The 13,506-nt window shown below is 53.6% G+C and carries 8 protein-coding genes; 1 reads left to right on the top strand and 7 read right to left on the bottom strand.

The window, feature by feature from the left end; all coding sequences use genetic code 11:
- From LOC67_RS25620 to LOC67_RS25595, 6 genes are all read right to left on the bottom strand, one after another.
- Positions 1-477 (bottom strand): TadE/TadG family type IV pilus assembly protein, encoded by a 477-nt coding sequence (locus LOC67_RS25620; RefSeq protein ID WP_230265697.1) that lies wholly within the window; start codon positions 475-477, stop codon positions 1-3.
- Positions 470-979 (bottom strand): hypothetical protein, encoded by a 510-nt coding sequence (locus tag LOC67_RS25615; protein WP_230265696.1) that lies wholly within the window; start codon positions 977-979, stop codon positions 470-472. Before LOC67_RS25615 ends, LOC67_RS25620 begins: the two co-directional genes overlap by 8 nt.
- Positions 980-1,364: 385 nt before the next feature.
- Complete coding sequence (locus LOC67_RS25610) at positions 1,365-2,702, bottom strand: metal ABC transporter permease (RefSeq protein ID WP_230265695.1); 1,338 nt, start codon at positions 2,700-2,702, stop codon at positions 1,365-1,367.
- Positions 2,699-4,234 (bottom strand): metal ABC transporter permease, encoded by a 1,536-nt coding sequence (locus tag LOC67_RS25605; protein WP_230265694.1) that lies wholly within the window; start codon positions 4,232-4,234, stop codon positions 2,699-2,701. The genes LOC67_RS25610 and LOC67_RS25605 overlap by 4 nt, the downstream gene beginning before the upstream one ends.
- Complete coding sequence (locus LOC67_RS25600) at positions 4,231-5,094, bottom strand: metal ABC transporter ATP-binding protein (RefSeq protein WP_410001179.1); 864 nt, start codon at positions 5,092-5,094, stop codon at positions 4,231-4,233. The genes LOC67_RS25605 and LOC67_RS25600 overlap by 4 nt, the downstream gene beginning before the upstream one ends.
- 29 nt (positions 5,095-5,123) lie before the next feature.
- Positions 5,124-6,149, bottom strand: coding sequence for a metal ABC transporter solute-binding protein, Zn/Mn family (locus tag LOC67_RS25595; RefSeq protein WP_230265692.1), 1,026 nt, complete (start codon positions 6,147-6,149; stop codon positions 5,124-5,126).
- 573 nt (positions 6,150-6,722) lie between these two features.
- On the opposite strand from LOC67_RS25595, the gene LOC67_RS27480 reads away from it, so the two are divergent.
- Positions 6,723-7,055 carry an RNA recognition motif domain-containing protein gene (locus LOC67_RS27480; RefSeq protein ID WP_261367109.1) on the top strand — a complete coding sequence of 111 codons (333 nt, stop codon included), beginning with the start codon at positions 6,723-6,725 and terminating at the stop codon, positions 7,053-7,055.
- A 173-nt stretch (positions 7,056-7,228) separates the two neighbouring features.
- Here LOC67_RS27480 and LOC67_RS25585 read toward each other — a convergent pair whose 3' ends face one another.
- Complete coding sequence (locus LOC67_RS25585; protein ID WP_230265691.1) at positions 7,229-13,471, bottom strand: hypothetical protein; 6,243 nt, start codon at positions 13,469-13,471, stop codon at positions 7,229-7,231.
- Positions 13,472-13,506: the final 35 nt, after the last annotated feature.

The following is a 13,506-nucleotide window of genomic DNA, read 5'->3' as shown; positions in this document are numbered from 1 at the left end:
TTATTCTCGGAGCATCACGACGCGTACGGTCAAGTTGCGATTGTTGATCCAGTTGCCAGCCAATGGGCTGTTGGTATTGGTCGGTGCTGTGACTTGGCAGATCACTTGCTCACCTCGGGACAATCCTTCGACTCCATTGGGGAAATCAATGGTGTAGTCATTGACGCCGCGAGAGTCCAAGATCGCCTGGGCACGCGCGGTCGCATCGGCCGTGTCACCTTCGCTCTTTGCCGCTTCACGTATCCCTTCGTAACAAGCGACACTGATCGACTGTTTCAAGAAGATAAAGCTTGACGCTTCGATGGCGCCAAACACCAAAAGCACAAGAACCGGAAGGCAAACGGCAAATTCGACCGCGGCGACACCGGACCGTCGTCGACGGCGGTTGCGGTTCACGAACCGAGATCCGGATTTGGCGTGGCTGTATGCTGGGGGCTGGATGTCGCTATGGAGCGGTCCGCCAATCAGGCTAGGCATCTTGTTTATCGCCTCCTTCCTTGGGCTCACTATCGTTACCGCGACGCATTTCCATGACGTCATTGAAGTTGCTTGCGATTTCGTGCCAAAAATCGTTGTCACGAAACTTAAGTGGCGGAACGGATCGACCGGCTTTTATGTCTTTCAATGTGTTGCGAAGCCGAACCATCGGGCCTGCAAAACGATGGCTGAGCTTAAGCGTGTCCCAAACGAATGCGGGGATCATTGCCATCGTGATAATGAAGAACGGAAGGAACCTTCGAACGGTGTCGCCAAAGGTCTGTCCCCATTCCGCATCGGGCTGTTCGAACAATCGAATCCAGCACATCAGAGCGAATGTGTTGCAAATGAAGAACAGGATCCAGTGAAAGGCAACACGTCTTAGCAGGCTGCCTTGAACCTCTGCGTCGACATAAGTGCGTGATCGTTTGGGATGAACGGTGGCCATTTCTTTCGTTTCCGATTCTGGGACAGTGGCGTCTGATGCGTCAGCGAGACGCATTGGGCTAGGCCTTTCAATGTTTCGAGCGATTGGGCTTCATCGCCATGGGGGTGTTTTTCGAATCAGCAACTGGGCCAATATCTGGGCCATCTACCGAGTCAAATAAAGCTTGGGTTTGAAGCCTGTTTGGCGCGTCTGCGAGGAAACGCAAGCGGGTTGCTTGCCCAGGCAATTCTGCAATAAGAATCCAGGCCTGTAGTTTCTGCGCACTGGCACGCCAGCTAGAGAAACCTAGGCCACGAATTGAAGAAGGTCAGTCAATCGTGTTGCAAATTGACGACGAAAAATCGCGATAAACGTTACAGGTGTTCGCCGCGAAGTGAAAAAGCATGTTGGTGTCCCGATCGGCTCTGGTCAGGCGGAACGCGAACCACTGAATCGCTTGTCAGTGCTCTTCGGGGATAGGGCGGCCGTGTGGGTCTTGGGTCGGCGTGTCGGTCTGTTCCGCCAATTGTTCTCGCAAATCCCGATCGGTGAAGTGTTCGAAACGTTCCGCCTGGTCGTGGATCCGATCGGTGTCGCGACCGGCTTGATCGACCAAGTATTGTTCCCACAGTCGGTGCGATCTGACGAGCCGCTGTCCGCGGCGTCGACCGACTTTGGTCAGTTGCAATGAATCGCGTTCGTTTTCCAATTCGCCAGATCGTCTCAATAGTGCGAGTGCGATCTTTAACGCTCGATTGGTCGCCAACAGGTTCTCGCGAATTTCTTCTGCGGTCGGGGTGCGGTGATCGATTTCTTCGGCGCGAAACAAGTAGGCGACGATGTCATCGCAAAGGATCGTCATGGACAGCACTTGGCGTCTGATAACTTTGACAATAATCCCATGCGTCGGGCTGAATGAAGCCGCGAAGATGAAATAAATTCCCGTCGCAACCGCGATCATTCCTGCGGTCGTCGTGCTTCCGAAACCAAACCAAGTAGGGACCGAGATCGCCATCAAGTGCCCTAAGAATGCTGAACTTGCCGCGATGATCGCACTGAAGAAGATCATGACGCCCAACCGATCCGTCAACATGAATGCCGCTGCCGGAGGCACGACAAACATCGCAACGACGAGGATGCTGCCGACACTTTCAAAAGCGGCAACCGCTGTGACGCTGACCAGCACCATTAATGCGTAGTGCATCAATTTGGCCGAAAAACCCATCGTCGTCGCCAATGCTGGGTCAAACGAAGTTAGGCGAAGCTCTTTGAAGAACAATAGAACAAAGCCAATATTGATAATCGTTACGATCCCCAGCGTGATTGCCGCTCGCGGGATTTGTCGGTCGAACAGGTTTACGGTATCCAGTGGCGAAAGCTCAATCGCACCGTAGAGAACACAGTAAGGATCCAGGTCAACGTTGTCCGCCGTTTGGACTAGCAGCAGCAGCCCAAATGCAAACAAAGAAGTGAAGACCACTCCCATCGACGCACCTTCATCGACTTTTCCAGCACGCCGAATCCATTCTGTAAAGAACGCCGTCAAGATTCCGACGATGACCGCACCGACAAACATGGTCAGCGAGTCACGCGACTGGGTAAAGAAAAATGCAGTGGCGATACCTGGCAAGACCGCATGAGTGATCGCATCGCCAAGCATGCTCATTCGCCGGAGAACCAAGAAGTTCCCAAGCAGCGCTGCCGAGACAGCAGCGAAGGCACCGATCAGCACGATCCAACCGTCAAGTGACCAAGACCATTGAATCGACGACAACAGTATTGTGTCTGGAGAGCTCATTTGGACTCTCCTTGTTGTTGTCCGTTGGTGCTTGAGGTAGCGTCGTGTTCGATGTCGTGTGGACTGACAGGAACAGCGATGGTCGCACCTTGTTCATCCAGCAAGTCTTCGAGCTGATCGATAACTTCTGGTGCGAGGACGTGTTCGATGGCGTCCGCATCGCGATCCACATTGGCGGTAGCGACTTCGGCATAGGTAATCAAATACATTTCCCACAACCGGTGCTGGCGAGTCAGTCGGGCTGCTTCGGCCAATCCTGCACCGGTTAAACGACACGATCCGTTGGAACGACGAACCAGATCATCGTCCACGGCACGATCGATCGCGCGATCAAGTCGCCTCATCGACCAACTTCGCATCGATAAAAGGTTCGCAACCGATACAGGCGTTTTGCGGTGGGACAGGACTTGGTCGGTTGATAGGTGATCGCGTTCGATTCGTTCGTACATCGCACGTAGTAAGTGCTGCCGGTCGATGCGATGGTTTAAATGCTGCCGACGGATCAAGCGGACCAGAACACCACGGCGTGTGCCCAGCATCATGCTGATAAAGAAAAATGCGGAACAAACCAGCACGATCATGGCTCCCGATGGCAGGCCCGGAAACATCGCGCTTGCAAGTCCACCGATCACGCTGCCGGTCACACCCAGACCAACCGAACAGGCGATCATTCGGGACATCGTTTCGGTCCAAAACCTCGCCGCTGCCGCTGGGATCACCAATAGGGCGATGATCAGAATCAAGCCAACCGCTTGCAGACCGACAATGGTTACCAAAACGATCATCGCCATAAGGATGATGTCCAAAAGGATGACCGGGTATCCTTGTGCACCGGCAAAGCCTTCGTCAAAACACAGCAGTTGAAGCTCTTTGAATAGCAGCATGCAACCCGCGATGACGATGACCGAAACCATCGCGATCAATCTCGCATCGGCCGCTTGCATCGACGCGGTCATGCCAAAGATAAAGCCTTCAAGTCCCGCCGCGTGCCCGGTTTCCATTTGCTGAATCACACCAAAAAGTGCCATCCCCAAGCCAAAGAAGACACTCAAGACAATTCCGAGTGCGGCATCTTCTTTTAATCTGGTTTGATTTCGAATCAGCAGAATTCCTGCGACGCCAATAAGCCCTGTCAGTGTCGCCCCGGAAAGCAGAACCGGAATCGATTTCCCATCGCCACCCATGCTGGTCGCGACAATGAACGCAATGGCGATACCCGGTGTGCTGGCGTGTGCAAGCGCGTCACCCATCAGCGCGCGTTTGCGTAGCAGCGTAAAACTTCCGACAAGACCGGCGGCACCACCCAGCGTTGCGACGCCAAAGATCACAACGCGTGTGTTGTAGTCTCGCATCGTGATGACTCGCAGCAAATCATCCCAAGGAAACTCGGCGAGCAACGCTATCGGCAGGCTTCCGACGTGATCGGCGAGGAGCAGCAATGGCGAAACGAGTGTCATCAACACCAGTGTTACTTTGCCGGGCAACGCAATCAGGCTCGCTGCCAATATCGTCTTCGCAAGCAGCAAACTCATAAGCTGGATTCACGTCGTCGCATCGCTTCGGTGACTTCATCGAGAAGCGTTAGTCGCCCGCCGTAGGTCTTTTGCAGGTTCTCCGGTGTGAATGTCTCCATCACCGGGCCATGGGCGACGACTCGCATATTGAGCAGTACCACATGGTCGAAGTATTCGGGGACCGTTTGCAAGTCATGGTGGATGACCACGGCCGTTTTGCCACGGCTCTTCAGCTCTCGCAAAATCTCGACGATCGCATGTTCGGTCGATGCGTCGACGGCCGCGAAAGGTTCATCCATCAAGTACAAGTCAGCGTCTTGAACAAGTGCGCGCGCTAAAAAGGTCCGCTGCTGCTGGCCACCTGACAGTTGGCTAATTTGCCGATCCGCCAGGTCACCGATACCGACGCGGCGAAGTGCTTCGCGAGCGAGGTTGCGGTGGTGTTTGCGAACCGGACGGCACCAACCGATTTTGTCATAAAGGCCCATCGTGACCACGTCCAATGCGCTCACGGGAAATTCCCAGTCGACGCTTTCACGCTGCGGCACATAGCCAACACGGTTGTGCGATTGCCGGTAGGTCTGACCAAAAAAACGAACACGACCAGATGCACGAGGGATCAAGTCCATCGAGGCTTTCAGGAGCGTGCTCTTTCCTGCTCCGTTGGGGCCGACAATTCCAATCAAGCTGCCTGCGGGCAGGTCAAACGAAACATCCCAGATTACCGGTTTACGGTGGTAGGCAACCGTAAGGTCGTAGATAGAAAGAGGTACGTCAGAACTGGCCGCGTTCGATGTTGGGGCATCCGTTGAAGGCGTTTGCGGCAACGATCGGGCGACGTCTGATTTCGATTCGCCAGTGGAATCGGTTCCCGCCATCGTATTAGGTGAATCGTTCGGCTGCTGCATTACTCTGATTCGGTTTTTGCAGAGAGTTTACTCTGAAATCCATCCTCGGGTACCTGACCCCCGAGAGCGGCTGCCGTTGTTGTCAAGTTATGGTCCAACATTCCGACATAGGTGCCTTCATAAGTCCCCGCCGGTCCCATGGCATCGCTAAATAGGACGCCTCCGGTATTCACAAAGTGACCTCGTTGGGCAGCACCTTCGATCAAGGCTTCGACGTTTTTGGGACGGACACTGCTTTCAATGAATACCGATTTGACGTTTCGATCGATCAACAGATCAACCAGTTCGTTAATCCTGCGAAGTCCTGCTTCTGACTCAGTCGAGATTCCTTGGATGCCTTGAACCTCCAACCCGTAGGCACGCCCAAAGTAACTGAATGCATCATGCGAAGTGATCAACAGCCGGCTGCTTTCGGGGACCGTTTGCATGATCGATTGCCCGTATTCGTGGAGCATGGCCAGTTGTTGCTGATAGTTCTGTGTCCGTGACTGAAATGTTTCTGACGAATCGGGAACTAGCTTACTGAGCTCTTCCGCAATCACAGGAACGCATTGGCTCCATAGAGAGACGTCGTTCCAGAGGTGCGGGTCAGCATGTCCCTCAGCCGATGGTGCGTTTTCTGAATCAGCCGGCTCGCCACCGCTGAGAAGTTGGCTGGGATCGACCGAGTCGGTGATCGCGATGACTGGTTTCGAACGCCCAACCTTCTCCAGCGTGTCGGTCATTTTGCCTTCGAGCTTTTGGCCGGCGTAGAACACGATGTCAGCTGCTTGGATTTTCAGAACATCGTCGCGAGTCGGTTTGTAGAGGTGGGGATCGACCCCTGCGCCGCAGATTTGAATCACCTCAACTTGGTCACCGCCGACCTCGCGAACCAGATCGGCGACCATCCCGACGGTGGTGACAACGTTGATCTTGGATGATTTTGTACGCGACTCTGATTTGCACCCAATCGTCGTCAGCGGGAGTATCGCCGAAAGAACCAGAGCCCAAGCGAGAGCGGAATAGTGGCGGGTGCGCATCATGAAGCTCGAAAACTGTGGCGTGAAAGAGCGGTGGGGTGGCGACTGCTGAACGAACGTGCGGTGTGCAGCGTTAACTTTATAATGTTAGCCGGGGCTAACTTAAAAGGGAAGTCCACGTAGGTATCAAGTAAGCGGCATTCGAGAGCAAGCCGGGACCAATCTGGATACTTGTCCAGTTCAGTTGGTGGGTGGCACCAACCGGAGATAGTTGGTGGGTGGCACCAACCGAGAAACTGTTTGGCGATGTATCGCCGATGGGGTAGGCCGACAACCTCTGCTGGCGTTGACTGCCAGCAGGCTTGTTGAGACGGGACCGATCGAGGTAGCGAATGCTATCAGACAACCACCGGAGAGCTTAAATGCATGAAATATTTGTAAGGAAGTGACCATACCCAGCAGAATGATTGCCAACCCACCTACAAATAGTGTTACACTCGGCGCTTGAGTGGATGGCGATTGGCGCCATCCCGTGTGATTGAAGACCGAACTCTCAGAATGATAATGGACCGCTGTGTGTGCGTCGCCAAATGCTCCGAGTGCATAGGCCTTCTGGACTAGGGAGCGATTGAAGCGATGAAGATGTATGTGGGGAATCTAGCGTGGTCTGTGACAACCGAAAAGCTAGAAGAACTCTTTAGGCAGTACGGTCAGGTTGATGACGCTATTGTCTTGACCGACCGTGAAACGGGCCGAAGTCGCGGCTTTGGCTTTGTAACGATGGCAGATGAGGCGGCCAAGGAAGCCATCGAAGCCCTAGATGGATACGACTACGAAGGTCGACCATTGCGGGTCAACGAAGCACAGGAACGTGCCCCACGCGGAGGCGGCGGTGGTGGTGGCGGTTATCGCGGTGGCGGCGGTGGCGGTGGCCATCGTGGCGGCGGCGGTGGAGGCCGCAACTGGTAGACACAGCGTTTCAAGTGACTGAAACCAATAGCAGAGGGTGCGATCGGAATTCCGGTCGCACCCTCTCTGCATTTCTAATTCAGACAACGGAGACTCTGCTCCGTTTTTTCATCCGGCAATGTTCATCAACCTTTCGGAGTCACCGAAAGGTCTTGCCGCGTCACGGTCGCGTCTTATGGTGAAGCGACATCATGCAATGTCGCCCCTTTCGAATCGCTCAACACCAAGATCGCGAACCGCTCTGCCCCTTTCGCATCGGCCGCACTGACGCTGGTGTAATCGAACCGTCCACGTCCGTCGGTGTATCCGTCTTTGTAGAACCGGACATCACCACCAGGGTAGCGGGCATAGACTTTGACGTAGACACCAGATAGCGGACGGTGTGTCGTCGCATCGGTTGTTTGCAATTGACCGAACGCATCGCTGACGTAGGTTGTCAATTCACCGCCATAGTACAGCGTTGTACTGTGCGATGCTCCGACGCTGCTTTCAACCAGCAGAGTACGACTGCGAAGTTCTCGCGGAATCTCCATTCGAGTCGTTCCCGTTTTGCTGCTTAGCGACACCGTTTGCGAACGCGTCGGTTTCACCATCGCGATCTTTTGCAAATCGTTGCGAGCGAACGGGGCTTTGCTAAACAGCAATTCGAGATCGACACCATAGAAGTTCAGTTCGACCTGATCGGTATTGCGATGGTCGAGCCGGATCTGGTCGCCCTCGACTTTGACGATCACCTCCGGAGCATCTGCCGAGGCTTGGCTGTTCGCTCGGTCACGGTCAGCAATCGCGAGATCGCCTGCTTGTGGTGATAGACCGTCTGGACCATCCGGCTTAGAACTGTCAGCCGAGACCAACTGACCTGATTCCATCAGATCCGAGCGCTGCATCACTTGCAGTGCCATTTGACCGAAACGAGTTTTCCATCGTGCAATGGGGTAGTCCGCATAGCGATTGGCAATTTGCAACGCTTGCTCATAGTTGCCCTGATGCAACGCCAGGTAGCCGGCCAAGTAATCGTACTGCAGATGCGTTGTTACGGTATCGGGATCGACCTTGTTGAACTCCTCAATCGATTCTTCAATTCGGTTTTGCAGCAACAGGTAGTACGACAGCGAAAGCTTCTGACCAATTTCGACTGACGGTTGGAATCCAAGTCGACGGACGAATTCCTGGTACTGTGCCATGAAGGTCGGATTTAGGATCTCGTCCTGATCGCCAAGGCGATGGATACGTGATCGAATCAGCGGTGCATATTCCAGATGCTCGTAAGTCTGACGGTCGATCGCATCGACTACCAGCAATGGTGAATTCAGCTCGGGACCGACTCGCTTGACCAGATCATCACGAAGCGAAAGGTAGTGACGCATCGCTTCTGGATCTTTGTGATAGAACCCGTAGCCCCAGATTTCATCATTGGGCAATCGGGCTGCTGAAAGAGCAGCCGTAACGACCTCGAAAACTGCTTTGTCACGAAGACGATGGCAGACAAGAGTCATGTCCAGTTGATGAAGGTTTACACCTGCGAGGTACTCCTTGATCTGCTCGGGAGTTCCATCGACGGCGATTCGTTGCCAGCTGACTTCTTCATCGTTCCATTCGTCGGCGACTTGGAACGTGCGTTCTTCGGCGGTTGCCAACAGTGTTTCGCCGGATGAAACGTTGGCGGGGTAGTGAGTGAACTCGCCTTCAGTTGGGAAGTAGAACTCGTATTCGACCGACGCGACGCCGAAAGGGCTGATCACGAACGTTTTGCTGTCCGTCATCTGGCTCTTGGCCAGCGGAAGGCTCCCTGCAGGGATTTGCCAGAAGACCTCCACCGTTTGTTCATTTGCCGTCGGGTTAGAAACGACGACTTGACCTTTGTAAGCACGACCGGTGAGGAATTTCGATGTGACCGCATTGGATTCATCCTCGCTCGCCTTGGGGCTGCTCAGTCGGAACAGTTGCCCAATTAAAACACGACTTTTCTCTTCTGCCGTTTGCAGCTCACGCAATCGCTTTGCCACCAACGCGACCGGGTGCTTGGGGCGGTAGATCGTTTCTGGTTTTGATGGAAGAGCGATCTCACCCGCTTGCAGCGGCAGTCCACTCATCGCCAGCGCGATCAAGGCGGCGTGACGGTTGCTTGTCGGACGCAGTAAATGCTTCGAGATCGCCGGTGCGGCTCCTTCACTGATGTCTTGCTTGGACAGATCTCTCCAGAAAGCGTCAATGGGAATCAAATCGATTGGACGACTGCCAACGGTACGAACACGGTCAAAATGACTCTCTGCCCATTGCTTGGTGCTATCGAGTTCCTGGTACATCGCTCGCGCGTCACCAAGGGAACGACGCGAAAGCATGTTCCAGCTTTTTGCTTTCGCCATTGATTCGGATTTCTTGCCGAATCGTTCCGCGTCTTGCATGCGACGCAGCGATTCTCGACCTCTGCCGCCAAAGTTGCCTCCACCCATTCCGCCAGCAAAGAAGCCGCTTTGAACGGAAAGCCCATCAACGGAATCAGCGACTTCTTCCTTTTCGGCTAGGATGTCAAATCTTGTTTCAGAGGAAAGGCCGCGTGAACGCAGCGCTGTTTCGACCAGAACACGTCGTCGGTCATGGTCGATGTCCATCGCCGCAACCGTTTCAGTCAGATCGCGGATAATAGACGATCGAAGCGCTGGCACTCGCATCGCGAGCATTGCACGTTCTGCTGCCGATAACTGTTGGTAACGCCAGAATTCACCGAATGAAGAAACGTCGTTTCCGAGCAACCAATGATCAATGAATTGCTTTTCTTTTTTGTTTGATAGATACGGGTGAATGACGGAATTGAAGAATTCGCCATCGTGCATGTAGAGAAACAGATGAAGTTCATGGCTAGCGAGCTTCGTATACTCGGACAGCTTTTCCTCTTTGGACATCTGGTGCCAGCGAGCCAAGGTCTCGAAGTCAGCAAAGCGGTCATCGCTGATTAATGTCCTATAGAGTGACAGCAGCGATGCGACATCACCATAGATTTGCAGCTGTGCAGAGCCAAGCGATTCAAGATCCAACGGTTGGTCGGGGCCAACAACGGAGACAACTCGTTCGAACGAAAGGGCTTGATCAGCCGGCAGTGACTGAGCCAAACGCATGTCTTCGGTTTTGATTTCCGAAAGTGGCGAGGCGATCGTCTGTTGCATTACCGTCAACGGGTCGGTGACAAGCAATTGGATGATCGGCATTCCATCGATCACGTCCGCCGGAATGACCAATGTCCCATCGTCGTTTGGCTTCAAGTTGGCGACGACGACCCCGGCATCACTCAGGAAATCAAAGTCGGATTCTTTCCAACCTGACCGAGTTATGGCGACGCCAGAGTTTTCTCTCATTTCATCTGACGCCATCATCGGTGCCGCGGCAGCCATTGGGTGGTCACCATCCATCGCGGTTTGCGACTGGTTTTCAGTCGTTTCGGTTTCCCAAGGATTCAGCAGCACACTCGGCTGGGGCAGCATCACACCTGGATACTTAGTGGCAAATTGTCGCCGAAGAACGTATTCGTACTCGTCACCCAATCGAAGGTCGCTGATGTATCCAGATCGTGACAACGATACACGACGACCATCCAGGCTGATTTGACCCAGATCGAGCGAATCCAACGGAGACGAGGGGCCGAAATATCTCGATGCGATCAAGTGAACGCGAGCAAGGCTTGGATCACCGCTCAACTGGATCGCCAGGCTTCCATCATCTTGTCGCTCTACCGAAGCGATCGACAGTGGAACACCGGGGCTTTGGCGACGATGTCGGACTTTGCCTGCGATTACATCGCCGATGACGTTGCCCGCGACGACTACGATATCTGTATCTTCCCCGGTCGTGCGATCGAAGAGTGAAAAATCGCCTGCCGGAAGATCCCTCGCGATCAACTGTCCCGCTTTGGCCTCTAGCATGGATGAGTGGTCGGAATGGACTTTGCCATCGCGGACTTCGACTAGGCGGTAGTTTTCAGGAAGGCTGCCGTCTATCAACGGCAGTTGCAACGGATCACCTTCGGCAAGGTGGATTTTGTTTGGTCGAATGTGCCGGTTGACACGTGGATTAAACGTGTGCCTTGACGCGTCCGGGATCCCATATGAAAGTTGATAAACTAACTCCATTGGTCCCAGACGGACTTGTCCGGAATCATCGGACTGCAGCGTCATCTCAGGTTGGTATTCACTCAGTTCGGTACTAAATGAAACGTTGACCATGGTGCCTGGCACCAGTTCACCATTGCGACCTCGTGTTTCGATCACATAGTCATCACCGTCTCGTGTAAGAAACGTGTCGACCGTTTGATTCGTTTCTCGGATGCCCGCAATCTTGACTGTATGGTCAACGGACAATTCACGATTTCGTCGATCACTTAACCCGGTGACTTGACCTGAAAGGTTGAAGGACAAACTGGCCAGTCTGGAGGGAACACGAAAGTCGATCGCGTACTCGCCAGCCTGATTCAATTCGATCTTGTCGAATGTCTTTGTCGTTTCAATTCCATCTAAATCAGTTGCTGTGACTCGCAGCGCAACCTTTTCTAGCGTCGACGGATCGATCGGAACTTCCCCAAGCGAAAGCCGTGGGCGGACAATGACCGTCGATTGGCTTCCCGATTGGATCAGAACCGGATCGACCAGGAACCCAGCTTGCAACCGATAGTTTTCGACCAGATGTTTCAGTTGAGTTTGGCGAGCGATTTTTCCGTCATAGATGATCGCCGTCCCCGTGGCCGCTTGGCTGACCATGGGAATGGTGATTTGTCCTTCGTCGTCTGCGGTGAATTCTTGATTGCTGACGAAGACTTTCGCATCACGAACGAGGTTACGGTTTTCATCGAGGATGGCGAGGCGGATACCATTTGCCGATTGGGAACGAACCGTGTGAAGGTCGCCATGTCGGATGATGGTCCTGGCACGCCGTCCTTCACCCATCAGGTCAACAATCCAGACCCCGCGACCTTGCGCCTCGTCAATTGAGATCGATTCGCGGTGCCGAACGATCGAAGGGCGGTCGAATTCGATTGTTCGTTCATGAGTGGGGACCAAACCATCGAGATCGATGTCGGTGTCAAGGGTGCTCGAGTGGTTGCGGTAGTACGCAAGCGAATTGATTTCGTAGATCCGCACGACGAGCTTGTCGATGTTTTTTACATCAACGATCAGGTTCGTTTGGTCGTCGCTGTCAAACCGAGTTTGGTTCTGTGGGACAAATGTCAGTTCGACTTTGTCGCGAAGTTCTTTGCGCTCGCTAGCCGACAACATTTCGAAGTACGGCTGCTGATTGGATACACCCGACATCAATTTCGTACGGGCAAAGATCCGCCGAACGTATTGAGGGTCAAGAAACGGCGTGTACGTATTAAAGTCGTCGGCTTCCAGCAGGAAGTGTTCCAGGTACGTTTCGATCAAGGGCTCGTCGTTGCCAACGGGCGGCAGGAAAGCGACTTTAGAATAGTCTTGTCCCAAGTTCGCGCGGTCGGGCATCTTTGCCAACAGCGGGCTGACGATCGAACTTTGTCGCGGCAGTTGCAAGTACCGCATGAACAGATCTTTATCCCAGATTCCCGCTTTCAGGTTGGCTTCGAGCAGGCGGTACAGCGCGCTGACTTTTAGGGAGCTATAGGCTGCGGGCAATGTTTGCGTGTATGCTTCGACCTGCTGCAGGTATTCAAGTCGTTCCTTCGGCTGTTGGCTTAAGTCCACATCCGCATTTGGACGCAAGCGGTGAAGTTTCGCATCGACGAAGGCATTGTCATCAGCGATCGCTGGAACACGCCGAGCGACTTCATCAAGTTCCTCGAGAGTTAGGAACTGATGCGCCTCGAGATCACCGAATCGTCGATCACGCGCGTTTCGTTGGTTCAATTCCTTGATCACCAATTGATCAAGTGACCGAAGATACGGGCCGTCAACTTGTTTGAGGAATTCTTTTAGGTCGGCGCCTAGGTTGTCCGCTTGTGGTCCCAGAAGCCATTCCTCCGCGATCTGCATTCCCAGCGGAGACAGATGGATGTTTCTGTCACGCAGCGATCGCTTGACGATTTGTTCTGCCGACAGCAAGTCCGCTGTGATTTCGCTTTGGTATTGGCGTTCACCTTTGCGAGTCGGTGCGGGGTGGGAAAGCCTGATGTTCAGTTGCTTGATCAAGTAGTCGACTGTTTCGCCCGGCGTCTGATCATAGGACAGCAACCGTTGACGCTCCGTCATCGCATTCATCAGCGATGACATCCTTCCCTTTCGTGCATTGACCCAGTCTTTCAAGATCGCCTCAGCTCGATCCAGTTGCCGGGTATTTTGGTAGTGCAGGCAGTAGTAAAAGTAGTAATCGTCACTTCCGGGAATCATCTCTGACAGAAACGATTCACGATCAGCAGCAAGCGCGAATCGTTCCATCGGTCCAATTGGTTCAGCCATGACGTTTTTCGGGATCAATCCAAAGAAAAGGAGAG

Origin of the sequence: Stieleria sp. JC731, from assembly GCF_020966635.1 — a bacterium.
GTDB lineage: Bacteria > Planctomycetota > Planctomycetia > Pirellulales > Pirellulaceae > Stieleria.
The sequence above is the reverse complement of the archived record's forward strand: the minus strand, read 5'-3'. Positions and strand labels throughout refer to the sequence as shown.